This is a genomic window from Anaerovibrio sp. RM50 (genome assembly GCF_000622005.1).
In the GTDB taxonomy this organism is placed as follows: domain Bacteria; phylum Bacillota; class Negativicutes; order Selenomonadales; family Selenomonadaceae; genus Anaerovibrio.
In genome coordinates this window covers 1-22,296 of the sequence record NZ_JHWV01000023.1, presented here as the reverse complement: position 1 = coordinate 22,296, position 22,296 = coordinate 1, and the positions used below count along the sequence as shown (strand labels likewise).

Genomic DNA, 22,296 nt, shown 5'->3' with positions numbered 1-22,296 from the left:
GTTGCTTTTATTATTTGCGGTATAACTGGTCTAAAAATATTGTCATAAAAATATCTGAATGGAGTGATTATTATGTTTCGGGAAATGAGAAGAAAAAACCAGCAGTTATCTGCTGACGAATGTATATCCATATTGGAAAAATCCACCTCAGGGGTGCTAGCCGTATCTGGTGATGATGATTACCCTTATGCAGTGCCACTTTCCTTTGCTTATGCTGACAATAAATTGTATTTTCATGTTGCAAAAAGCGGCCATAAGCTGGATGCCCTGCACCGAAATCCGAAGGCTTCATTTTGCGTAATAGATCAAGATAACATAGTACCAGCGGAATATACTACATATTTTCGCAGTGTAATTGCTTTTGGCACTGTTCGGATAGTGGAGGATAACACCGCTCTGGAAAAGCGCCTGGCATTGGACATGCTTGCGGATAAATACTGCCCACATGAGTCAGATGAAAGCAGAGAAAATGAGATTGGAAAACTTATGTCAGCTCTTTATGTGTTGGTAATGGATATTGAACATTTAACGGGCAAAGAGGCCAAAGAACTGGCAGCTATGCGACATCCAACAAAGTAAAAGGAACACTCTTAAAGCAGTCAGCTAAACTGCCGCCCCGCAAACTACGAACCCAGTAGTTATGCGGGATAGCAGTAATTTTTTACATCTTGTACTGCCAAAGTACAGCCACAATGATACAATAAAAAAATGCGTGTCCACACCTAAAAAAATAGGTATCAACCACGCATATTTTTTACAGCTCATGGTAATATGGGCAAATATTCTCGTAATGTCCGTCTTTCATACGGAACCCGCCTGGTATGGACCCCAACTGCTTAAAGCCCAGACGTTCATAAAGGTGTCTTGCGTGGATATTGCTTTCCACTACAGCATTAAACTGTAATACCCTGAAGCCCAGCTCCTTGCCCATTTTCAGACAGTCTAGAACCAGCTTTTCCCCGATGTGCTTTCCTCTGGCCTCTGATGAAACGGCATAGCTGGCATTACAGATATGGCCGCACCGCCCCACATTATTAGGATGAAGGATATAAAGGCCCATTATTTTTCCATCTATTTCAGCCACCCCAGTATAACTTTGGGAGGCAAAGAACTCCGCCCCGGTTTCCCTGTCCAGACAATCTTCCTGAGGGAATGCAATCCCTTCCTCAACTATCTCATTCCAGATACGGATCATGGCTTCAATATCTTTTTCTTCATACTTTCTTATCATCTGTACCAACCTCCAGCAATAGTATATATAAATTGGCTACGTAAGTACACCCCATAACTTAACCTCCAGAAATCTGCCGTGTAACTCACTACCCTCAAAGTAGTCGCCATACGGCAGTATTTTTTGGTGGCTGTACGGCCATTTTTTATTTTTATTCAACAAAAATGTATTATCTCTCATTCCCCACTTTCCTATTATTTTTAAAGATATTTAGGGATTGCGTAAATAATTTTTGTAACAGAAAATCCTCGTGGCAGTACTGTGGCAGTATTTTGAAAAATTCCAAGCATAAAGAAAAGGCTTCCGAATACTCGGGAGCCTTGATATTACTGTGGTGCCGAAGGCCGGACTCGAACCGGCACGTATTTGCATACGGCAGATTTTGAGTCTGATACGAACATATTTTCTATTGTGTTGTTTGGTGTCGTTTCGTGTTGAAACCCAGTAATATCAAGCGTTTGTCAGCCGTATTACCTTTTGTTTCGTGGTGTTTGGTTGTGTTTGGTTTTGGGCTGGGTGCAGACAATCTGCAGACACAAATTTGAGCTTATTGCTCCTTTCCTCCACCCAGTTTTCGACCTTTTCATTATCCTCTTTTTTCATGTGGGTGTAGGTGTCAAGGGTAATCTGAACATTGCTGTGGCCAAGCTGGCTCTGAATATCCTTGATGTCAAAGATGTTGGAGGTCTTCATGCTACTGGCCATATCGTGGCGCAAATCATGGAAGGTGAAATGTAACTCCTCCTCACGGCACACCTTGGAATAAAGGCTGGAGAACACATCAGGATTATAATAACGCCCGTCATTGGTGGTAAAAACCATTTCCGGGTGTTCCCAAGTTTTGGAAGCAAGCTGCATTTCGGCCTGCTTCTTTTTGTATGCCAGAAGCTCCTTACAATACTCAGCTGAAACTGGAAGCCGTCTCACACTCTTGGCTGACTTGGTCTCACCAATGTAAATTTTGCACCTCTTGGTTTCGGGGTCCTTATCCCCAATGCCCATGGCCTTGTTTACAGTTACAAATCCGCCTTTAATCTCGCCATTTTCCCCCTGGACAATCTCGAAGCTGTCCCAGGTGAGAGCCAGAAGTTCGCTGCGGCGCATTCCCGTAAGATACTCGGTATAAATGGCAAGCTGCCAGCCGTAAAATCCAACCTTGTGATTATAAAGCTTTGCCCATTCCTCCAAAGTTGGCATGTGATGCTCCTTTGGTGCCGGCTTTTTGGGAAGCTCCAAAAACTCAGCGGGATTGTCCACTATAAGATGCTCCTGCCTTGCCCTCTTGAAGGCCTGTTTTATTACTGTGCGGAAATACTGGCATGTGCGGTATTTGTCGGACCCTATTACCTTGTAAATGATGTACTGCAGGTCGGAGGTCTGCACCTTGTCCAGCTTCATATCCCCAATGGCATTAATGCAGATATCCAAAATTCCCCTGTAGGACACCTGGGTATTCTCCCTGAGTTTTGGTTTCTTGTAGGTATCAAACCACTTATCAAGCCATTCCTTTACGGTCATCTTATCCGCATCAACGTGAATATTATGCGAATACTTGTCCTTCATCTCTTTAATATAGGCCAGAGCTTCCTTCTGGGTATTAAAGTATTTCATTGGCCTTTTCAGCTTGCCGGTCTTTGGGTCTTTCCCCACACTAACCTGTGCTCCCCATTTTTTCCGTTTTTCGTTGTAGTAAAGACACCCCTCTTTATAGGGTCTTATCTTTTTTTGACTTGCCATGATAAATAAAAACCTCCTGTCTTGCATCCAAAAATTAAAACTCAAATTGGATCTGGCCGCATACACGGCTTAAATAAAGCACAAGACAGCAACAATGTGTATGACACTCTCTCGCTTGGTTACGTCCAAACATTTGTGAATAGCACAAAAACATTGTGGATAACACTGTTTATCTTGTGGATAAAGCTGTTAATGTTGTGGGTAATTAGTTAATAAACTGTTGATAACCCTTAAAAGCGGTACATGTAGTGGTTCATATAGTGGTACTTGGTGTGGTACTCACTGTGGTATGTATTGTGGTTCAGATTGTGGCTCATTATGAACCACAGCAAATCTTCAAGCCCTTGGAGTACAAGGCTTTCAGCCGCCCCTAATATAATATAAGACTATATAAGACAATATTAATAGTAATAGGCAGACACCTTATTTTTCCCCAAGGCCCTCGATTATGGCCAATATATTTGCCTTATGTTCAGGAGAAAGCTTCTTAATGGCAAGGGCTATTTCAGCAACTTCCTCATCGTTGGTGTAATCCGCCAGATATTCAAGGGTGGTGTTGTAATACTGGGCCATCTGGCAAATCATTTCCAGAGACGGTCTGGCGAAGTCCCTTTCGTAATTGTTCAGTGTGGATTTGGGAATCCCCAGCTCTTTGGCAGCGGCGGCAATAGAAATCTTCTTGCCTTTCACTCTTAAACTCTTAATTCTCTCACCAAAGGTAGTCATCTGTTTTTTCTCCTTCAATTTTTTTCATTGTGTTTCGTGTTGTTTCATGTTGTCTGATATCAATATACCACATTTTGGTACAGTTTGTATAGTGTTGTTTCAAAAAATAGAAAATTTTATATGGACACCCCATTGGTCCTATGTTATATTTGTATTAGATTTTAGAACGATTCATTTAGTTTCGTATCGAAGCAATTTGAACCAAAGGGAGAGGTTTTTAATGTTAAAAGAAAAGGAAAATCCAATGTTTGTAAGCGTCAAGGAGTTTGTGAAATATTCAGGACTTACTGAATATTGTGTCCGCAGACTTCTGAGAATAGATGAATTTCCTAAATTCAGATACGGCCACACCATCAAAATTCCTTGGGAAGCGGCCAAGCAGTGGCTTTTGAACACTCAGGGCCTTGATCTGGAAAACCAATACCCCGCCTTTTATAAATAGCCATGGCAAGGGGAAGAACCAAGGGCTGGATTATGGAGCTGAAGCAGTTTTATATATCTCACAACTGCGACCGCATCAGCCCAAACGCCCAAGCCATGTGGCACTATCTTATGTATAGGGCCAATATGAACTGGTGGCATTATCCCCTTTGTCTCAATGTTCCCGAACTGGCCTATGCCCTGAAAATGTCCACGGCCACCGTAAAACGTGCCAGGGACGAACTCACCAAAAAGGGGTATATAAGGTGGGAGTCCCCCGGCGGTGCCAGAGCTGCCAGATATTATATTATCAGCCGCACTGGTTCAGAATATGCAGGGCAGGAAGAACGGGAACAAACAACAGAAAATTAAAGCATGATATATCACCCCCGGAGCAGCCAAAAACACTCATTCACTCCTTAAAAATTACTACAATGTGGCTCACCTTCCGGGGGTATATTTACAAAAAGGAGGAAATAAAAAAATGAAGGTATTTATTAATCCCGGCCATGCGCCAAATGGCAATCCCGATCCGGGGGCTGTGAACGATTTTTACAGAGTCCGCGAATGTGATATTGCCCTGAGTATCGGGGAAATGGTGAAGAATTATCTCATAAAGGCTGGCTGCGGGGTGAAGCTTCTCCAGAGCAACAACCTTACAGGGGAGTCTGCAGGGGAAAATATCGTGAAGTCTGCCAATGACTGGGGGGCTGATGTATTTGTAAGCATTCACTGCAACGCCTATGATAAATCCGTCCGCGGGGCGGAAACCCTCGTTTATGACAAGGTGGGGGGCGGCTATCCCCTTGGAAAATATATTCACGCCCAGCTTATTGATACCATGCAGGATATTGACGGCACCTTTCCCGATAGGGGCATAAAATCCCGCCCCGCCCTCTGCGTTCTTCGACGGACCCAGATGCCCGCGGTGCTGGTGGAAACAGCCTTTATCGACAACGACATAGATGTACTTTTACTGATGAATTATCAGGAGGAAATTGCCGCAGCCATAGCCAGGGGCGTGACTGATTACTGGGTAAATATTAATGGATAAAGAGCCTATGATTACTACAGCGAAAACAATTCAGATGCTTTTATATGACGGTGACTTAAACGGCGTTATGTACATTGAGGACACCTCATGGCAGATCGGGGCCATGTTCTCATCCCCCCGCCAGTCCATTGATGATCTCATTGCCAAGGCGGACTGCAGGAAATACGGGGTTTATCTGCTCCTTTCCGAAGAACAGGTTTATGTGGGACAGGCCAGAGACCTTGAAAAAAGGACCCGCCAGCACCTTACGGACAAGGGCTGGTGGAGCCATATTATCCTTATGACCACCAAGGACGACAGCTTCAATGCCTCGGATATTGATTATCTGGAATCCAAGCTAATTGAAAAGGCCAAGGAGGTTGGCACCGCCTACGTGGACAATCTTACAAAGGGCAATCCCCAGAAGGTCAGCGCCTTCCGTGAGGTGGAGCTGGGAAAATACCTGGAGGAAGCCCTGTTTCTTTTAAAGCTTATTGGGGTATTTGTCTTTGAACCCGTTAATAGAAAACGCAAGGCCCCGCCCCTTCCCGAAGGGAATATGTCCGTCAGCGATTTTGTGAAAACTGCCATGATAAACCTTCTGGCAGCGGGGTATGTGTTCAGTGATGAACAGCTTAAGCTCTATAGCTCCGTGGAAGGAAGCAAGGAATACACCCATAGGGCCCTGCCCATTCTCTATCTCCTGAAAGACGGGGAAACCCGCGAGGACGTAAAGAAGAAAATCCGCCAGCGGTACTGGAAGGAGGAATTTTCCTCTGGAGGCCAGCGTTTTTTGATGTTCTCCCAGTGGTTTAAGGAGGGCACCAACTACGGGGCACATAAAGAGGATTTTATTAGGTGGTACAGTAATCTGTGATATATGGTATATATTATATAGGAAGGAAGCTGGTTATTTGCCCGCTTCCTTTTCTTTTTGGCAAAAGAAGGATTTTTCGGGTATATGTGGAATAAATAAAACTGTAAAATCTTTTTGGACACTTCACTCCAAAAGTTTCTTTTAGGTCCAGTATCCATGGGGGTCCACAGGGGGTACAGTTGCAACGACCTAATGCTGCTTGCGGCATTGAAACTCCCTAGTCGTGGCTTCTACGAAGTTTTATTTCGTTGCAACGACCTAATGCTGCTTGCGGCATTGAAACTTTTATAACTTCCAGATTGCGGTTTGACCCAGAATAATGTTGCAACGACCTAATGCTGCTTGCGGCATTGAAACGAAATCATTTCTAGGAGGCAGGAACTCCCCTGAAGGGTTGCAACGACCTAATGCTGCTTGCGGCATTGAAACCCTGAATCTGTTTGTCCATACCAGTCTCCTTCATTTTTTCGTTGCAACGACCTAATGCTGCTTGCGGCATTGAAACCCTTTACACATGGGTCAAATCCGAACACATCACTTAAGTTGCAACGACAGACAAAGGCCAAGGCAACGGCCTTTGTCGAGTGAGCATCACTAAATTCAGCCCTATGTTTTGGTGGGGCTTCGTTAAGTGTTGCTGGCACCTAATGCTGCTTGCGGCATTGAAACTTCTTAGCTTCATGTGCAACCTTATTCTAGAGGGCATAGTTGCAACGGCCGCCCCCACCCTAATGCTGCTTGCGGCTTCCTGGGGGAACAAAAAACCCCGGGCATTTCGCCCAGGGCATCAATCTATTGTATATCAACGTTTTTCTTTTCCATAATTCCATGCCTCCTACTATTTATGTAGTGGGAAACCTATTCATTGCCGGTCTTTATGGCCGGCATCTTTTTGGGCTTCAACAGAGGATAGTTGCATGGCGCAACCTTTTATGTTAAAATATTTTCATAGAATCCCATTCCAAGAAGCTGGGGACTCCTCCCCGGCAAACAAGAGAGCCAGTCCTCCAACTGGCTTTTCTTAATGATAGGCGCACTGCTGGCCCCCACGCCAACAGTGATAAGGTCAGTCCAAGGTGATATGTACCCAGAATCCTGGACACATATCATTTGACTGGCTTTTTTCATTTTAATAAAAGAAGGATTTTAAAATAGCTGTGTGGAATCCATGCATATATATAATATATTTAGAAGTTAGCTTAAAGAATGACAGCTGTAGTGTGAATTTAAAAGAAGCAGATATAAAAAAATAGAAAAAGGGGGCAAAAATATGTTTTGCCATAACTGTGGTAAAGAGATCCAGGAAGGGGCGAAATTTTGCCCTCATTGTGGAAAAACATCAAGTATTGTAGCTAATATTAAGGGAAATGTTTTACCTTGTCCACATTGTGGAAGTACCGATATAAAAAAAATAGAAAAACCTAGCAAAGCTCAAACCTATTTGTCATTTGGTTTTGCATTTCTTTTATTTTGTTACTTTTTACCAGATTTAAACAGATTTTTCATAATGAGGATGCTTCTAGTATTATTTTTCGTTCTTTTAGGTTTTTCATATTATTCTCGAAGGAAAAGTATACTTAAAGAGTGGGACGATACCAAATGGCTGTTGACGTGTAATACATGTAAGAAGAATTTTAAAATAACTCCGCCTGACGGTTCACAAATTATTACAAATATAAAATCTGAACAAGATTAGGATATTTGTGAAGATAATCCACTTTAAAAGGGGGATAAAGTGATGCTAAGTAAAAACAATAGTTTTACATTTTCAATTGGTGTATTAATTCTGGTGTGCAGTTTTATCATTGTTGGATGCGGAAACACCACCAATAATGAAAGCAAATATGATATAAATGATGTAGAGGTTATAAATGATGTAGAGGATATAAATGCTATAAAGGAATTTAATATTCCCGCCCCCATGCTAGTAGGAGAGATTAGTACAGATGTTAAATCCGGTATTTTATCATTTAAAGGTGCAGCTAAAACCAATGAAAACTCAGCAATATTTGGTGAAGGTAAAGATACATTATATGTCCAAGGTATATTAGGAAATAATGGGGTGATGGTTAATGTTGGGGGAAAGGATATAAATAACACAATACCAATAGCCGACCCTATTTATATTAGAATTTACAGAACATCGACAAAAGACGGAGTTACACTATATATTTTCAAAAGAGCTCATGATATGTATTGTGATTATCTTATTATTGGTCGAAAAACAGACGGTACTTTTGTAAAATATATTGATACCAAGGAAGTATCTTTAAAATACTTTGGTAATCTGGGAAAACAAGCCACAATTATATTCGAGGATAAAGTTCTTATAAAAGGAAGTACTTTATCTTTTAATTGTTTTTATTATAAATTTGGTGCCAAGAAGTATCCTGGTGATAAAGCATGTCGCTTTAATTTTAATTGGAATGAGTATACTCAATCATTTGATATTGAGCAAACAGAACAACAATTCTAAAAGCAATCAACGCCTTCTCGCAGCACTGATTTCATGGATGTAACAAATAATTAGCTAAAAATTAATGATTTTGTTATTTAAATTATAAATAGGAATTGGGGAACCATACCACGAAAAATCATTGATTAATATCAGATTTTAATAATTGCCGTATGATGATGTTATGTTATGTCATCCTACGGCACTTTTTTACCTTTTTTATATATAGAATTGAAAAAGGGACAATACTTCATTGAAAACTTCAAAAAATATGGCTTATTTTCACCTATCCAGATACGCTGTTTAAAAATACAGTTCAAAAAAAAGAGCTGGAACCGTTTCCACCGAATTCCAGCAATTATATGATTTTTTTTACCATAGGAAACTCTATTTACAGATATTTTGATCAGCCTATTTAATGATTGCCAAATAGTACTGTTAGAGGTAGACTTTTTTTAAAATCACGTATTGTATTACCAATGCGCCTCTTTTTCTCTTTAGTGCTAGTAGGACATATAAAACCAATGTCTACAATATCATTCGTTCCGTCTTTTAAAGTAAATACTCTATATATACGCGTAGCCTTGAATCCGTTGTCGGTGATAAGATCTGCCGAAACTATAATAAGATAGTTTATTCGGTCATCTCCATTATGTTTAGCAATCATCCAGGTACTGGTAGATAACAATTTCTCTCTAGGATCGTTATTTACTCTTTCAGCAGCAAGTTCTTCCGCAATGTTACTTGCCTTACGTTCAGATGAGTTACTTACCTTACTGTTAGATGAATTACTTATATTTTTTTCAGACGAGTTTCCTATTAGTACAAACAACGCAAGCATAGCCATTATAATACCTGCAACTATCTTAGTGTTACGATTATTATTTTTCTTAAAGAAACTTGACGTATCCTTGTCTTTAGTTACCTGTTTTACGTCATCAGCAAAATTTTGAGCCTTTTCTTTTGCCATATCTACATAAACCTTTGCTTTGTCTTCAACGGCTTCTTTTACTTGATTACTGATATTTTTTGCAGACGAAAGAGTATTGTCAACATCACCTGCTGGTTCATTTTTCATGCCTTTATCAGATAAGTCTTGTGTCTTGCCACAATAAGGACAAAAATTCATACCATCAGCTATTTCTTTTCCACAATTATGGCAGAACATAATACTACCTCCTTGAATATATTTTTAGTGGATGCTTTTAAAGAGATTTTTAGTAAAAGTAATTAAAGACGAAAAGAAATGCGTGGATAAAATATTTCTCCTCTATTTGTAACCATCTTTTTTCATCGCTTCGCGATATAGTTTGATTACTTCTTTCCTATGTTCTTGATCAGATGACGTAGAGGTTGCCTTAATCTTTAGTACTTCGCCTTTATCACTAACCCTTGCTATATAGTGGTACATTTTATCTTTGTCTTTTGTTTTTGTATTAACAGTTATTAAAAGGAAAGATTCTCCATCTTTTTTTCCGACCAAATCAATATCAGAGCCATAAAGTTTAGTGACATCGTTATAATATGTTACGTGCTCTTCGGCTATTTTTATAGCTTCATTAGAACCTTTAGGATTGCCCCCGAATAACATGAACAATATAACCATAGCCATTGCTATTACAAGTATAATTTTAGTATTACGATTGTTATTTTTTTTAAAAAAATTATCTGTATCCTTGTCCTTAGTAACCTGTTGTACGTCATTGACAAAGTCTTGTGCTGTTTCTTTTGCCATGTCTACATAGGCCTGGGCTTTGTCTTCTACGACTGCCTTAACCTGATTACCGATATTTTTTGCAGACGAAAGAGTATTATCAACAGCACCTGACGGTTCATTATTCATGATTTTATTAGACACCTCTTGCGTTTTACCACAATAAGGACAAAAATTTATACCATCAGCTATTTCTTTTCCACAATTATGACAGAACATTAAACTAACCTCCCCCGTACTGTGTTTTACATATACCTACCCTATTTTATAGTATTATAAAATTTCATGGCGTAGATTTTTTATCATATTTTCAATTTCATTGAGAGCAGTGGCATCATCGTATCCGACTTTGCAACGGAAATACTTGCGAGTTCCATAATCTTTATATTTTAAATTGTGAATTCGAACAAATTCCGATACACCTGGAGAGGTAAGTAAGAACTGCTTATCAGCGCATACATCCAGTGTGAGGCCGTCTTTTCGCTCTAATAGGGTAATATCTAGGCGTAATTTTTCATTAAGTCTGTATACTATATTGAAATAGGTAGGATATTGCTTAAATTGTGGCGTACAACCCGTGTATTCTTGTACGGCATCAACAATGCGCTGCATTTTTTCTCTCTTGCCTATTTCATCATATTGCAAAATAAGTTCACCCACCCCAGCTAAGCTCTTAGGTGGTTTGCGCTTTCTGTCATTTGCATCGGAGCCGTTGCCTGTGATTGCTGAGAAGGATAAAACTTCTAAAAATGGTTTTATCTCTTCCTGGTTCACGTCCCCTGAATCATCTTTATCAATCAACTTTATAAAGGACTCAGCAAAGGCAGGGAATAGGTCTGCCTCTTTTTTTGACAATTTCAATTCATCGAGAAGAGGATTTTCTTTTTCTCGCATTGCATTAATAAATTCGGCATCCAGGTCATCTTTGTTGGCAATAAGGTAATCGTAAATCTTGTCAAAACGACTTTGGAAACACAGCAAAGCAAACAATAATTGTTTGCTTTTTTCCGTCTTTATCACGTTTTCGTTTGCAATGGAAAGTAGCAGAAGATATGAGTTAAAAAGCCGCTTCATGGAACGAGGATTGTTGCCTATGGAAAGATTAATAAGTTCTGTATATTTTTCAATATTGGAAACAGTAATTCCAATATCTTCAAAACATTTTTTTACGAAACTGTCGATATTGTAATCTGCCACTGGCATTTTGAATGGTACTTGAATGATTTTATCAAAAAAAGATTTGGCCTTTTCTTTATCAAAGGTTCTGCCATATTTGTCAGCCACACCACGCTGTACCACAGCGTAATCAATGGCCAAAACGAATACACATTGAGGCGAATCCAAAAATATTTTGAGCACTTCCAAAAGCTCCACTGCTTTGGCGGGCACAAGTCGGTCCAAATCATCAATGAAAAATACCACCCTACCATCCTCACCACAGGCATTTTGCACGACACTTTCAAAAGATGCCTTCAGATTTTCGAGAACAACTGCAATATCATTCTCCGCTTTATCACCTTTCATTGCAGCTTCGAGGGCTTTTACGGCTGTATCTGCCCCAGCACCGGACAACCCACCAGCCACTGCTGCAGTGGCTTTGGCCGTGGCTTTAGCTACCGTCGTCACCTTGGAAGATAATATGTCATAGTATTTGTCAAATTTTGTTCGACTTTCAAGATCCTTGACTTTAATTTTTGTTCCAATTGCAGACAAAAGTGATACCGCTAAGTCGTCGCTTTTATTAAACTGAGAATATTGCCAGGTATTGAACCAAATTCGCTGTATATGGGGGTCTTTTTCCAACTCTTTATCAATCATGGACATCAAGGAAGTCTTTCCTGAACCCCAATCACCTTGAATAGCGATGGTAATAGGTGTCTTGCACGTCTTAATAAATTGGATGAGTCCCTGCTTGTAGCGGTCAATCTCAAACAAATCAACAGTAGTAGGACCGTCCGTGTAGCCAACAGTTGTAGTCATAATTTTTCCTCCCACAAAAAATGTGATTTATTTTTCGTATATAGGATACAGCTTCTCTAAATTTATAGCTAACAATATTTTATTATTACTTCTACATGTGGCAATAAAATCCTTCTTATATGAAATTCTTACCATTGATTTTTATGGGTGGGGCGTATGCCGTGGGGGCGGAGTAGCGCTCTCTTTCCGGGGCTGTGTGCTGCCCCGTCATCCGGCTGGTGGGTGGGGTCGCGAAGCGCGGGCGGAGGGTGGGGTAGTCCCGAAGGGTTCTGCGAGCTGGCTGCGACGGGAGCGGAGCGACCTAGTCCCCGCAGGGGGGAATGGACATTTTACTTTCGATAAATGTGCTTATCGGAACCATTGGCCCCCAGGAGCATAGCCAGGCGTTCCGATAAGCTCTCCGGCGTTTATCGGAAGTAAAATGTTCTGCCTTATGAGGCTGGAGACTCCTTCCCCCATGACAAAAACAGATGCAGAGAAGGTGGCTCTGGCCCATACTCATAGCAGGCACCTTGGAGCTGGCACCAAGAAACATGACTAAAATGTATCAGAGAATATCCCTCATTTTGTGGCTGTATTTTAAGATACAATTATGTCATGTACAGCCAAAAGACAGAAAAGAAATTCCTATACAATGTGGTTTGGTATTCCGAAATGTACAGCCAAAATCCCTATACAATTTGGTATTAAATACTGAAATGTTCAGAAAATTCTAGGCGGGAAATGGGGCTGGAAATAAAACCTTATACATTAAAGTCATGTGTGGGCTATTTCGTTCCCGGCTTCGTGGGACCGCGTGGGGGTCCCAAAGGAAGCCGCACGTTATGGGGTGGCTGTACTCTTGATGCGTACAAAAACTCAGATCACTTTAAATGGCTTCCGCCTCTGGCGGAAGGCCACCTTCTGCGGGGACAGTATGTGCCCGCTTTTCTTTTGGAGAAGGTGAGACACTTCATACGGGGGTATGACTGCGCCCCTCTGGGGTGTAGTGATACCATCCGGGTACTGCACTTGGAGATGGGGCGGTGGCTGGAGTGCGCGGACTTGCTTAGTGGACATACTCCCTGTAATGCTGTAACCGGCTAATGCAAAATCATATAACCAAATACAAAGGTTCCAATAGTACCGATACCTGTCCAGATAGCATAAGCTGTGCTTATCGGCAGTTCTTTTAATGCCAATGACAACAGGGCGAAGCTGGCGGCCATTAATGTAATGGTTATGATGCTTGGTAACAGTCTACTGAATCCCTCAGTGTATTTCAACCAAACAGCCCAGCCCATTTCACTTAATCCTGCCAGTAATAAATAGACCCAACTCATAAAAAACTCCCTTCCAAAAAACAAAAAAGGCACCTTAAACCACGCTTTTACAGATTTCTCTGCTGCCTACGGCGTGATTTCAGATGCCTCATATTTCCATCCGGCGACGAAAATATAACCTTGTCTGCAAGTATATCACATTATAATTTTGTGTCAATGGCATTATAAAATCCGCGGAGCCACACCAATTTTGGCATGGCCACACGGATTATTTTTTTTACGAGTGTTCCTTGCGGATTTCCAGTATAAGGGCATCCAGCTTGTCGCAGAACTTGTCCATGGTAGTCTGGAACCTTATTAGAAGATAAAAGGTTATGACTATGCGCCCGCTAATCTCTAAGAGAAGATGAGAAATAAAAACGGTGGTATGACTGCGCACCTCTGGGGTGTAGTGATACCATCCGGGTACTGCACTTGGAGATGGGGCGGTGGCTGGAGTGCGCGGACTGGAGAGAAGCGGAAGAAGCAACGCGCATGGAGTGAAGCCTGAGCGCCACGGAATAAGCTGCTGATGAAGCGGAGCGGAAGGGAGCGACAGGACAGCTACCGCCATACTGGCCCCATAGTAGGCACTGGACAAAAAGCCGACAGCTGGGTATGGGTTCTGCTTGCAGGTTCCATACTCTGCTGTTCGGGGCATCTATAAGAGTCGTGGTCTAAGCGGTGACTGGAATGAAGTGGACTGCAGCGAAGCGGAAGGGAACGGAAAGACAGTGACCGCCTTGCTGGCCCAGTCACTGGCACAAAATAAAATGCCGATGATAGGGTATGCTCCAGCTTTCTTCCAATACTTTCAGGGCTTTTCATGGCGCTGCCGTAAGCCGTGATGGAGGCGTGCCAGGGAAAGACCTGGGGCCAATGCCGCTGGGATATACGCTATCATTCGGACTGCCTTTGAGAGAAGGTGTTTCAGACGCCGAAGGTGGCTGGCCGCACGTATGGGAGGACAGTCACCGCAGGCGGCTCACTTCAATCAAGGCACCCTAGTTTTAAGAGTGTGGGTGGTCACCTTCGTACCCCCCTTTACCCCCCTTACATACGAAAAGCCCCAGCTTTCGCCGGGGCCTGTGTTAGACAAAATATGCATTTTAAAATAGATCATCAAATTAACTGTCCTGGTATTTCACCGATTTTATTCTTCATCAACAAATTCAAAAACTTCTTCAACTGATTTACCAAAGTATTTGGCAATATCCATAGCCAACTTCAAAGAAGGGTTATATTTGCCATTCTCCAGATGGGATAATGTCTCTCTGCGAATTCCTAAAGCTTCCGCCAATTCTCCTTGAGATAATTTTTGGGAACGGCGTAATTCATGTATTTTAGTAATAAGTTCAGCCATCAGCTACTCCCCATCTTTCTCCAGTTGATGGAATTTAAAACCAGTAACCAAAAATCCTACCCCTAACATTAAATGACCATATACTTGGAAAGAGACATTAAGTTTGAATATGTTATCAACACATAATAGGATTAAGCATAAACATGTTATAAAATAGAACCCCTCACTCATTGCCCGTTCATGATACTTTATGGTCATTTCGTCGCCTGTCTCCCTTTTCCCAATAAGCACATAGAGAAGAACCATAATCATTAAAGCATTTATGCAAGCAGAAATAGAGAGCAAAATAATATTGTCATTACTGATTATATCCAAGAGACCAACTAAAAGCCATCCGCCACCTACACATATATAATACAAAAGATTATGTTTATCGAGGTTAATTTCCGGTCGTTTCATTTGTATCCCCCTTTTTGTAATAAATTCCTAACATTTGTTATATATTTATAACACTTTCTGTTATAAATATATAACAATATTTTTGTGTAGTCAATATATTTTTTCAGGGCACACAAAAGCCCCAGCTTTCGCCGGGGCCGTGGGTATATCGGTACTTCCTTTAAATATCATCGAAAACAATTCCATATTCTTCTTCCAGCTCTTCCAGAGTTTCCAACACATTCTCCGAGCCTGTTATTTCATACAATATGGAATAAAAATAATATGCTGTTTTGGGCTCATAATCTTCCATGGCCCCATCGCCCATTGCAAGAACAAAATCCACTATCTTGCTGTTATAGCCCAGAGGGATATTGAGCTGAATTGAATATTTCTCCATATCTTCCAGTGTAGGCGGTTCAGCTATTCCATTTATATGGATCATCATCTGTTCGCTAACTGATAAAAATTTTCTCCAACCATCACCAATATCTGAACATAAGTGATAATATCCAAAGGCTGCAGCATAGGATTCCTTCTGGTAAGCATACCAACCAAAATAATAATAGCAATTGCCAATATCTTTCGTATGGAAAGCCCATTTCATGGCCTCAGAAGCATATTTAAGGACTTCCTCATTATTTCCATTTCTAATTTCCAGATCAGCAAATTTCAGATGAACAGATGGGTCGGCAGGGTTCCAGCGCAGAGCCGTAAGCAGTGCCTTCTTTGCTTCTTCCTTGCGTTCCAGTCCCAGAAGGGCGGAGCCATAAGCCAGGTACAAATCAGAAATTGGCTCATCTATATTGCAGATTTCCTTCTCTGGCTCTGTAAATTCCTCATAAAGAAGCTCCTCCAATTTTTCATGGAAAGAATGGTATTCCGTATTTTCATCGTCCTTGTATGTATTTAATTTCTCAAATTTGGCCACCAGCTTCTCAACTACTGGCAGGGCCTTGTCAAATTGGCTATTATCTATGTGCTTCATGGCTCTTTCCAGAGCCTTTTTATTTATCTGTATTGCATGTTCCATCAGATCATTCCTCCACTATTTTCCTTGTGAACATCATAATTATAATCTATTTGCGGGGATGAAAAAAGCCCTGGCATATATATCTGCATACCACGAACAATAATTGCCGAAGCGAGAAAAGCATTGACACTTCTAATATCCTATCTTATAATTTGGGTAAGAAGATATTGGAGAGCTCCTGCCATGAAGTGGAGGGTTTAACTACTGGAGAGCGGCTGCCATAAAGTGTCGGGTTTAACTACTGGAGAGCTCCTGCCATAAAGTGGAGGTTTTGACAAGGGCGGAGATTATTCTCCGCTTTTGTTTTGTCTGGGAGAAGTTTTATGAGATTATATAGCATTACCGATGGGTATATAGATTACCTCCATAGTGAGCATAAACATGTTTATTCTAACAAGGAAGACTCACGACTTAATTCAAGGAAATACATAGGAATAGTCATGGAAATTGGTAACTACAAGTATTTTGTGCCATTGTCTTCACCAAAAGAAAGCGACTATGAACAAATTAATGGAGAAAGGCAAATCAGAAAAGATTCCTTTTTGATTCTGCGTATTGTTTCGTCAGGAGAGAGAAAAAATGCTCAATTAAAAGGCACAATACGAATTGCCAACATGATACCAGTACCCGATAGTGAGTTGCTCCTATATGATGTTGATCACGAGATAGACAGAAAATATAAAGATTTGGTTCAGGAAGAATTGGAGTATATAAGAAAAAACAAGGATAAAATTCAAAAACGGGCGAAAACTATATATAATAAGAAAAAATGCGGGAATACAGAGAAAATTATGCAGTTTTGCTTAGATTATCAAGATTTGGAGCGAATGCATGATGAATGGATAAGTTTTATGGCAAAACAAGGTGAGTAATAGCATAAAAACGGGAAAGGACAACGAAGAATAATCGTTGCCCTTTTATTTTTATCAGAAAAAATAATTAATAATTAAGGCCCCGGAGTAAAAACCGGGACCTATTTTTATGAGCCTATCTTAATCAGCAATTCCTCAATATTATTTCCGCTAAAAAACACCACTTCTTTCTTCAATTTGCGTGCACGTTCAATTACCTTGTACCACTGGGCATGGGCCATGTAATCGGTTTTAATGACAACCACATCCGCCTTGTCCATGATTTTGGCATCAAAGCCGTAATTATCCGCATCCACAATATTATAGTCAGGAGCCGCTTTCTTTAGCTCCGCCTGCCAGTTTGGATGGCCGCCAAAGACAACAGCTTTTGTATTTTTGGCCAGCTCCAGCTTTTTGGCCTTGGTGCCCTCGTCTGCATCCGCAGCAGCTGGGCGGCTGTCATTTTCCTGCAGGATGTTCTGCAGGATTTTTATTTGCTCATCTTTAATGGCTGCAGCTTCCGCCAGCTCCCGATTTTTCTTTTTCTCCCGGTCAAGCTCCAGCTGGAGGGTATTAAGCTTTTCCTGCCGTTCCTTGGCCAGATTCTCCAGTTCGCTAATTCTGTGACTCATGGCCACATTATCTTTTACTAATTTCTTCTGGGACTCGGTCTCTCGGACAATACCAGCATAGGCATCCACCATGGCCTCTGCCTCATGGTAAAGCCTTGCAAAGCTCCGCATAAAAAGGGCCGCTACATAGTAAAGGTTTATATCCTCAGGAATACACGCTTTTTTTATTATGTTCATTGATATGACATTAAAAATGTCTTGTATTTCTTTGTTTGTGAACCGTTCACCTTCATACATGGAAACAGGAATATTATCCAGCTGGGCAAAATCCCACATCATATTAAATATCCCCGCCTCCTGGCTTTCCGGATCCAGATGTGCCCCTATATCTTCAATACACTTGCCGCCACAAATATTGGCTGTGCTTTCCATCAAATCCTTGGCATTCTTCTCCTGCTCCCAGTCCTTCACAAACTTACGGCCAATATCGGCAAAGTCCTGCATATAGGCTATTTCCTTGCCCTGTATTACTGGCACAACCCTTTGAAAAAGCTCCGAGTCATCATCAGGATTCAAATCGTATTCTTCACAGAAATACATATACAGTGCATAGGCATCATGCAGTCTGTCATCCGTTTTGTTATCCCCCACACGCATGGTATAAAAGACTTCTTCTATAAAGCCGTGGTCAAATCCAAGTCTTTTGGTGTCCTCAAAAATATTGTAAATGGACTTGAAAGCCCGGCTGGCCGCCCCAAACATTTCCCTGTCCAAAGCCTCATCAGACTTGGCTGCCTCGATTATGCCAAGGGCTTTAATGGCACTCATACGGATAGGGAGCCGGTTCCCGGTGATAAAGCGACTTTTAAAGCGGTCATTTTTCTTGGCCGCCTGATAAAACTTGTCTTTGTCCGTGTTATATTTTGAATCAATGAACCGCATCATCTTGTTGCTGCGGGCAAAGGCCCCAGCAAGAAGTGCGTCATTGCAGTAAACGTAGTGTTGCATAGTATACCCCTTATTATCTCAATTACTCTAATTATATGCGATTTGCGGGGATGAAAAAAGCCCTGGCATTATGCCAGGACTTATATTCATGATAAAGACATCTATTCTACTTGTCTAAAATTGTAATCCAGCTCTCATCAAAATTGATTCCTTTTAAGACATCCTCTTTTTTAATGGTTGGTGGCTGGCGCAAGCTGAATTTAACAGCTTCCTCCGGAACCTCTGTATGAATTGTGAACTGGGAGCCATGGGGCTGCCAAGTAAAGCAAACCCGGTCATTGTGGTCCAACCCCAAGAGATTGCCGTTTTTGTTCACTGTCCAGTGATAATCCGTAGTCCTGTATCTGGTGGTTTCTTCCTCAAAAAGGCTATAAGAAAGCAAATCATAGCTTCTTACCAAAACACTGGTACGAACTCTGCTATAGTGGTCAGTCGCTATATTCACCCGCTCATTCCAGATATTCAGAACAGCCTCACCTGTTTTTTGAACATCCTCATGGGGATCAGTAATACCGTAAGAATAATCCGGCGAACATCTGCCACTTATAAGCCTTACATTGCTGCATGAAAACGGGTCTTTGACTTTTACGGTTTTCATGGACCAGCAATTTTTATCCAAAACAACATCAGCTATACCAACTGGCGAATCCAGATGTGTACCTTTTATTGCATCTGCAAAGGCATCACCCCAATCATTACCGGATATGTCTTTTCTACCTATATAGATGAGGTACACCAAATACCCGCCTATTTTGTTAATCAAATCTTCGGGAAACACATTAAGCGGATATAATGTCTGGGTTGTCAGCCGCTTCGAATCCCGTAATCTTGGTCGTATGTCCATTGTATATTTCCCCCGTTGCATAATATGCCTTAAGCGATTTTACCATTTGCTCTGCCACTGCCTTTATCATAGGAACAGCCACAGAATTGCCTGTCTGTTTCTTGATTTTCCCATAAGGAACAACTATTTTAAAACTTTCCGGAAAACCTTGGATGCGCAAAAGCTCACGCTCCGTTGGTCTGCGTTCATCATTTACCAGTATATAGTTAGCAGACGCACCAGCCCGCAATGCCGAAGAATACGGATGCGGAGTAACTGACCCAGACATATTTTCATGGGAAATATATGGTTTTGGATAGTCCTTGTCCTTCAGCCGTTCAAGCCGGGATATGCGGATCTTGTCCCTGACATAATATTTTTCATCAACATTTGTTTCGAGAATATCAGATAACGACTTTCTTTCTGACACGGCCACAGGCTTTGGGAAAGTAAACTTTACATCATTGATGAAACCAACAATAATAATACGCTCCCTATTTTGTGGAACGCCGTAATCAAGAGCATTAAGGACCTGTGCATATACATGATAGCCCAAAGCCTCCAAGTGTGACTTTATAACCTTAAAAGTTTTCCCGCCATCGTGTGCCACAAGGTTTCTGACATTTTCAAGCATAAATGCCTTTGGCCTTTTGGTTTTCAAAATTCTTTCTATATCAAAAAATAATGTTCCACAAGTTTCGTTGGCAAAGCCTTCTTTTTTGCCAATTATAGAAAATGCCTGGCACGGAAAACCGCCCAACAATATATCAAAATCTGGAATACTCCAGGCAGGAATTTTTGTAATGTCACCGGCAGGGTGTTCAGTAAAATTTGCTTCATAAGTTTTGCAGGCATCTTCATCAAACTCACTTGAAAAAACGCATTTTCCGCCCACGCTTTCAAAGCCGAGTCTTATTCCGCCAATACCAGCAAACAAATCTATAAAAGTAAAATTATTCCAATCCACCCATGAACACCTCCTTGGCTCTCTCTGAGAACAACTCTTTTAATTATATCATACAGCATAATCTACTTCAAAAAACACAAACAAAAATAAGAGCTCATATTGAAACAAAACATATTTTCTGTTATCATTGTAACAAACACACATTCTAAATTCAAGCAATATTTACAAAAAGAAAGGAGATTTTCATCATGGTTCTCTACCGCCCCCGGGCCAAGGACTACGCCCATGCCATGCGCAATCTAAAGATATTTGACAATCCACTTGATATGGACAAATACCTGATACATTTCCACAACCTCTACAATCTTACAGATGATCCTATCGGGGCAGGACTGCTGACCCCCAGCAAGGAAGAAAAGGCCGACCACAGAAACGGCTGGCTTCATTCCCATTATGTTATGCTGGGGAATGTTCCCCTTGGCATATTTGATGTGGAGACCCTGCGCTGCGTGAAAAAGCCAAAGCTTGAAATTGAGGAAGATGGCAGCGGCGGGCTTAAATGCCAGTTTGAAATTCTGGACGAAGGATATATTTTCTTTCTTGGGGCCGACCAGTGGTATGGCCACACCACCATGCTGGGATATAATCGCTCCAATATGTCCTCCCCTTATGCCAGGGTAGATGATATTGCCGTAAATCCCGATGCCTTTACCCAGGCCCTGGAACATTTTATTGCGGAGCGGGCCATCAAAATTGTCCAGGGGCGGATGAAGCAGCAGGAACTAAATGAACAGAAACGGAAACGGGCATAAGCCCATGAAAAAGACGCACCAAAGTGCGCCTTTCATTTATATACTCCACTTTCAATATTATAGGGAGATGCCGTGGCACCTCCCTTATGCTTAATCCAGCATACCTCTTGCCTTCAGCTGGCGCAGATATTCCTCATAATCAAAGTCGTCATCCACGATATAATCAATAGGCAATTTAAAAAACTTTGCCAATCGGCACAAATCATCCAGCCACGGCTCCTTTTCCCCTGACTCCCATGCAGCATAAGTCTCCAAGCTTACGCCAACAGCAGTTGAAACCTCATGCACCGTAGCCTTTTTAAAATATCGGAGCCTTTTAAGGTTCCTTGAAAAAATCATAATAATACCCCATTTTCATTCAGTCTTGCTCGCCTAAAAAAACTGAATATCACGATCGTTTATTATGAGAAATGGTTTTAAACACCAAACTCACTTTATTCACCCCCTTTGGACCAAAAGGCCTATGTTTTACAGGCTTTATTATAACATTTCAGAATATAATGTCTATTATTCAATTTACATATTTATTATAACTATTTTTACATAACTTAAATATTTTTTGCACGAATTATATGAACTTAACCAAAACATTACCAAAAACGGTGAAATTTAGTGACAAAACTTTACCATCCACCTAAAATTGTTAAGTAAAATACCATGAAAAATTTTTGCCAATAATTATTATTTGTTACAATATATATTCTATTTATGGAATAATATGTTGTATTTTAATTAGATAACAATTATTTTTTAATACATATATTCTGAATCCATAAATATATTGCTTTACGTTCAATTTAATGTTATCATCATTGATGGGTCTATTTTTTTCAATTGGTGTGTTGGTTATCCCTTCACACCAGAATATCATACCTTCTTAAAGCGCTCCCGCCTCTCCATTGGGAGCGTATTATTTTGCCCAAAAGTCTCATAGATACCTCAAAATAATTTTTTTGATTATTTTGTAATACATTTCTCCCCAGTCCGTATGTAAGGACAGAAAACAACAAGGGCACAGCCCATAAAGAAGGGAGATAATATTATGAACAAGAAATTTGAACTCAACGAAATGGAA

26 protein-coding genes and 1 CRISPR repeat array are annotated in these 22,296 nt (G+C 40.9%); of the genes, 11 read left to right on the top strand and 15 right to left on the bottom strand.

The window, feature by feature from the left end; translation table 11 throughout:
* Positions 1-72: 72 nt before the first annotated feature.
* Positions 73-579: a pyridoxamine 5'-phosphate oxidase family protein gene (locus T525_RS0110550; protein WP_027407176.1), complete on the top strand. Its 507-nt coding sequence runs from the start codon at positions 73-75 to the stop codon at positions 577-579.
* Between the two features lie 175 nt (positions 580-754).
* Here the strand turns inward: T525_RS0110550 and T525_RS0110545 are convergent, their stop codons facing one another.
* Both T525_RS0110545 and xerC read right to left on the bottom strand, forming a co-directional pair.
* Positions 755-1,231 carry a GNAT family N-acetyltransferase gene (locus T525_RS0110545; RefSeq protein ID WP_037325620.1) on the bottom strand — a complete coding sequence of 159 codons (477 nt, stop codon included), beginning with the start codon at positions 1,229-1,231 and terminating at the stop codon, positions 755-757.
* Between the two features lie 450 nt (positions 1,232-1,681).
* Positions 1,682-2,968, bottom strand: a complete 1,287-nt coding sequence (gene xerC, locus T525_RS0110535; protein WP_027407174.1) for a tyrosine recombinase XerC — start codon at positions 2,966-2,968, stop codon at positions 1,682-1,684.
* A gap of 248 nt (positions 2,969-3,216) precedes the next feature.
* Between xerC and T525_RS16715 the strand changes: the two genes are divergently transcribed.
* The gene (locus tag T525_RS16715) at positions 3,217-3,342 is read left to right on the top strand and encodes a hypothetical protein (RefSeq protein WP_255346646.1); all 126 of its coding nucleotides are present in this window, start codon (positions 3,217-3,219) and stop codon (positions 3,340-3,342) included.
* Between the two features lie 49 nt (positions 3,343-3,391).
* On the opposite strand, the gene T525_RS15695 is transcribed toward T525_RS16715, so the two are convergent.
* Entirely contained in the window at positions 3,392-3,694 is a 303-nt protein-coding gene (locus T525_RS15695) for a helix-turn-helix domain-containing protein (protein WP_051533557.1), read from the bottom strand.
* Between the two features lie 220 nt (positions 3,695-3,914).
* Here T525_RS15695 and T525_RS0110525 point away from each other — a divergent pair, with 220 nt between their 5' ends.
* From T525_RS0110525 to T525_RS0110495, 6 genes are all read left to right on the top strand, one after another.
* Positions 3,915-4,136 (top strand): hypothetical protein, encoded by a 222-nt coding sequence (locus tag T525_RS0110525; RefSeq protein WP_027407173.1) that lies wholly within the window; start codon positions 3,915-3,917, stop codon positions 4,134-4,136.
* A 2-nt stretch (positions 4,137-4,138) separates the two neighbouring features.
* Entirely contained in the window at positions 4,139-4,486 is a 348-nt protein-coding gene (locus tag T525_RS0110520) for a helix-turn-helix domain-containing protein (RefSeq protein WP_027407172.1), read from the top strand.
* Positions 4,487-4,598: 112 nt separating this feature from the next.
* The gene (locus tag T525_RS0110515) at positions 4,599-5,168 is read left to right on the top strand and encodes an N-acetylmuramoyl-L-alanine amidase (RefSeq protein WP_027407171.1); all 570 of its coding nucleotides are present in this window, start codon (positions 4,599-4,601) and stop codon (positions 5,166-5,168) included.
* A complete protein-coding gene (locus T525_RS15015) occupies positions 5,161-6,024 on the top strand; it encodes a GIY-YIG nuclease family protein (protein WP_051533556.1) in 864 nt (287 codons plus the stop codon). Before T525_RS0110515 ends, T525_RS15015 begins: the two co-directional genes overlap by 8 nt.
* Before the next feature lie 178 nt (positions 6,025-6,202).
* Positions 6,203-6,602: a CRISPR direct-repeat array (repeat unit 36 nt; unit sequence GTTGCAACGACCTAATGCTGCTTGCGGCATTGAAAC).
* Positions 6,603-7,294: 692 nt separating this feature from the next.
* Positions 7,295-7,720 carry a zinc-ribbon domain-containing protein gene (locus T525_RS0110500; RefSeq protein ID WP_027407170.1) on the top strand — a complete coding sequence of 142 codons (426 nt, stop codon included), beginning with the start codon at positions 7,295-7,297 and terminating at the stop codon, positions 7,718-7,720.
* 42 nt (positions 7,721-7,762) lie between these two features.
* Positions 7,763-8,500 carry a hypothetical protein gene (locus T525_RS0110495; protein WP_027407169.1) on the top strand — a complete coding sequence of 246 codons (738 nt, stop codon included), beginning with the start codon at positions 7,763-7,765 and terminating at the stop codon, positions 8,498-8,500.
* Between the two features lie 394 nt (positions 8,501-8,894).
* Here T525_RS0110495 and T525_RS0110490 read toward each other — a convergent pair whose 3' ends face one another.
* From T525_RS0110490 to T525_RS16370, 5 genes are all read right to left on the bottom strand, one after another.
* Positions 8,895-9,647: a zinc ribbon domain-containing protein gene (locus tag T525_RS0110490; RefSeq protein WP_027407168.1), complete on the bottom strand. Its 753-nt coding sequence runs from the start codon at positions 9,645-9,647 to the stop codon at positions 8,895-8,897.
* Positions 9,648-9,749: 102 nt separating this feature from the next.
* Entirely contained in the window at positions 9,750-10,412 is a 663-nt protein-coding gene (locus T525_RS0110485) for a zinc ribbon domain-containing protein (protein WP_027407167.1), read from the bottom strand.
* 54 nt (positions 10,413-10,466) lie between these two features.
* On the bottom strand, positions 10,467-12,173 hold the full coding sequence (locus T525_RS15005; RefSeq protein WP_037325618.1) for a P-loop NTPase fold protein: 1,707 nt from the start codon (positions 12,171-12,173) through the stop codon (positions 10,467-10,469).
* 1,082 nt (positions 12,174-13,255) lie between these two features.
* Positions 13,256-13,495, bottom strand: a complete 240-nt coding sequence (locus T525_RS15000) for a multidrug efflux SMR transporter (RefSeq protein ID WP_037325623.1) — start codon at positions 13,493-13,495, stop codon at positions 13,256-13,258.
* A 217-nt stretch (positions 13,496-13,712) separates the two neighbouring features.
* On the bottom strand, positions 13,713-14,048 hold the full coding sequence (locus T525_RS16370) for a hypothetical protein (RefSeq protein ID WP_156945731.1): 336 nt from the start codon (positions 14,046-14,048) through the stop codon (positions 13,713-13,715).
* Between the two features lie 55 nt (positions 14,049-14,103).
* Here T525_RS16370 and T525_RS16365 point away from each other — a divergent pair, with 55 nt between their 5' ends.
* Entirely contained in the window at positions 14,104-14,322 is a 219-nt protein-coding gene (locus T525_RS16365; RefSeq protein WP_156945728.1) for a hypothetical protein, read from the top strand.
* 305 nt (positions 14,323-14,627) lie between these two features.
* Here T525_RS16365 and T525_RS0110460 read toward each other — a convergent pair whose 3' ends face one another.
* From T525_RS0110460 to T525_RS0110450, 3 genes are all read right to left on the bottom strand, one after another.
* Entirely contained in the window at positions 14,628-14,837 is a 210-nt protein-coding gene (locus tag T525_RS0110460; protein WP_027407165.1) for a helix-turn-helix transcriptional regulator, read from the bottom strand.
* Positions 14,838-14,840: 3 nt separating this feature from the next.
* Positions 14,841-15,236 (bottom strand): hypothetical protein, encoded by a 396-nt coding sequence (locus tag T525_RS0110455; RefSeq protein ID WP_027407164.1) that lies wholly within the window; start codon positions 15,234-15,236, stop codon positions 14,841-14,843.
* A 160-nt stretch (positions 15,237-15,396) separates the two neighbouring features.
* The gene (locus tag T525_RS0110450) at positions 15,397-16,248 is read right to left on the bottom strand and encodes a hypothetical protein (RefSeq protein WP_027407163.1); all 852 of its coding nucleotides are present in this window, start codon (positions 16,246-16,248) and stop codon (positions 15,397-15,399) included.
* 323 nt (positions 16,249-16,571) lie between these two features.
* Here T525_RS0110450 and T525_RS0110445 point away from each other — a divergent pair, with 323 nt between their 5' ends.
* Positions 16,572-17,120 carry a type III toxin-antitoxin system ToxN/AbiQ family toxin gene (locus T525_RS0110445; RefSeq protein WP_037325617.1) on the top strand — a complete coding sequence of 183 codons (549 nt, stop codon included), beginning with the start codon at positions 16,572-16,574 and terminating at the stop codon, positions 17,118-17,120.
* Positions 17,121-17,227: 107 nt separating this feature from the next.
* Here T525_RS0110445 and T525_RS0110440 read toward each other — a convergent pair whose 3' ends face one another.
* The 3 genes from T525_RS0110440 to T525_RS14995 form a co-directional block, all read right to left on the bottom strand.
* A complete protein-coding gene (locus T525_RS0110440; protein WP_027407161.1) occupies positions 17,228-18,679 on the bottom strand; it encodes a hypothetical protein in 1,452 nt (483 codons plus the stop codon).
* Positions 18,680-18,785: 106 nt separating this feature from the next.
* A complete protein-coding gene (locus T525_RS0110435) occupies positions 18,786-19,415 on the bottom strand; it encodes a hypothetical protein (RefSeq protein WP_198022687.1) in 630 nt (209 codons plus the stop codon).
* A 43-nt stretch (positions 19,416-19,458) separates the two neighbouring features.
* Positions 19,459-20,469, bottom strand: a complete 1,011-nt coding sequence (locus T525_RS14995) for a DNA cytosine methyltransferase (RefSeq protein ID WP_084277061.1) — start codon at positions 20,467-20,469, stop codon at positions 19,459-19,461.
* A gap of 188 nt (positions 20,470-20,657) precedes the next feature.
* Here T525_RS14995 and T525_RS0110425 point away from each other — a divergent pair, with 188 nt between their 5' ends.
* Positions 20,658-21,221 (top strand): hypothetical protein, encoded by a 564-nt coding sequence (locus T525_RS0110425; protein WP_027407159.1) that lies wholly within the window; start codon positions 20,658-20,660, stop codon positions 21,219-21,221.
* Positions 21,222-21,311: 90 nt separating this feature from the next.
* Here the strand turns inward: T525_RS0110425 and T525_RS14990 are convergent, their stop codons facing one another.
* On the bottom strand, positions 21,312-21,560 hold the full coding sequence (locus tag T525_RS14990; RefSeq protein ID WP_027407158.1) for a helix-turn-helix transcriptional regulator: 249 nt from the start codon (positions 21,558-21,560) through the stop codon (positions 21,312-21,314).
* Positions 21,561-22,296 lie beyond the last annotated feature (736 nt).

Coding starts and splice junctions, on each gene's coding strand:
- T525_RS0110550 (WP_027407176.1), top strand. CDS start 73: ATGTTTCGGGAAATGAGAAGAAAAAACCAGCAGTTATCTGCTGACGAA.
- T525_RS0110545 (WP_037325620.1), bottom strand. CDS start 1,231: ATGATAAGAAAGTATGAAGAAAAAGATATTGAAGCCATGATCCGTATC.
- xerC (WP_027407174.1), bottom strand. CDS start 2,968: ATGGCAAGTCAAAAAAAGATAAGACCCTATAAAGAGGGGTGTCTTTAC.
- T525_RS15695 (WP_051533557.1), bottom strand. CDS start 3,694: ATGACTACCTTTGGTGAGAGAATTAAGAGTTTAAGAGTGAAAGGCAAG.
- T525_RS0110525 (WP_027407173.1), top strand. CDS start 3,915: ATGTTAAAAGAAAAGGAAAATCCAATGTTTGTAAGCGTCAAGGAGTTT.
- T525_RS0110520 (WP_027407172.1), top strand. CDS start 4,139: ATGGCAAGGGGAAGAACCAAGGGCTGGATTATGGAGCTGAAGCAGTTT.
- T525_RS0110515 (WP_027407171.1), top strand. CDS start 4,599: ATGAAGGTATTTATTAATCCCGGCCATGCGCCAAATGGCAATCCCGAT.
- T525_RS15015 (WP_051533556.1), top strand. CDS start 5,161: ATGGATAAAGAGCCTATGATTACTACAGCGAAAACAATTCAGATGCTT.
- T525_RS0110500 (WP_027407170.1), top strand. CDS start 7,295: ATGTTTTGCCATAACTGTGGTAAAGAGATCCAGGAAGGGGCGAAATTT.
- T525_RS0110495 (WP_027407169.1), top strand. CDS start 7,763: ATGCTAAGTAAAAACAATAGTTTTACATTTTCAATTGGTGTATTAATT.
- T525_RS0110490 (WP_027407168.1), bottom strand. CDS start 9,647: ATGTTCTGCCATAATTGTGGAAAAGAAATAGCTGATGGTATGAATTTT.
- T525_RS0110485 (WP_027407167.1), bottom strand. CDS start 10,412: ATGTTCTGTCATAATTGTGGAAAAGAAATAGCTGATGGTATAAATTTT.
- T525_RS15005 (WP_037325618.1), bottom strand. CDS start 12,173: ATGACTACAACTGTTGGCTACACGGACGGTCCTACTACTGTTGATTTG.
- T525_RS15000 (WP_037325623.1), bottom strand. CDS start 13,495: ATGAGTTGGGTCTATTTATTACTGGCAGGATTAAGTGAAATGGGCTGG.
- T525_RS16370 (WP_156945731.1), bottom strand. CDS start 14,048: ATGGCGGTAGCTGTCCTGTCGCTCCCTTCCGCTCCGCTTCATCAGCAG.
- T525_RS0110460 (WP_027407165.1), bottom strand. CDS start 14,837: ATGGCTGAACTTATTACTAAAATACATGAATTACGCCGTTCCCAAAAA.
- T525_RS0110455 (WP_027407164.1), bottom strand. CDS start 15,236: ATGAAACGACCGGAAATTAACCTCGATAAACATAATCTTTTGTATTAT.
- T525_RS0110450 (WP_027407163.1), bottom strand. CDS start 16,248: ATGGAACATGCAATACAGATAAATAAAAAGGCTCTGGAAAGAGCCATG.
- T525_RS0110445 (WP_037325617.1), top strand. CDS start 16,572: ATGAGATTATATAGCATTACCGATGGGTATATAGATTACCTCCATAGT.
- T525_RS0110440 (WP_027407161.1), bottom strand. CDS start 18,679: ATGCAACACTACGTTTACTGCAATGACGCACTTCTTGCTGGGGCCTTT.
- T525_RS0110425 (WP_027407159.1), top strand. CDS start 20,658: ATGGTTCTCTACCGCCCCCGGGCCAAGGACTACGCCCATGCCATGCGC.
- T525_RS14990 (WP_027407158.1), bottom strand. CDS start 21,560: ATGATTTTTTCAAGGAACCTTAAAAGGCTCCGATATTTTAAAAAGGCT.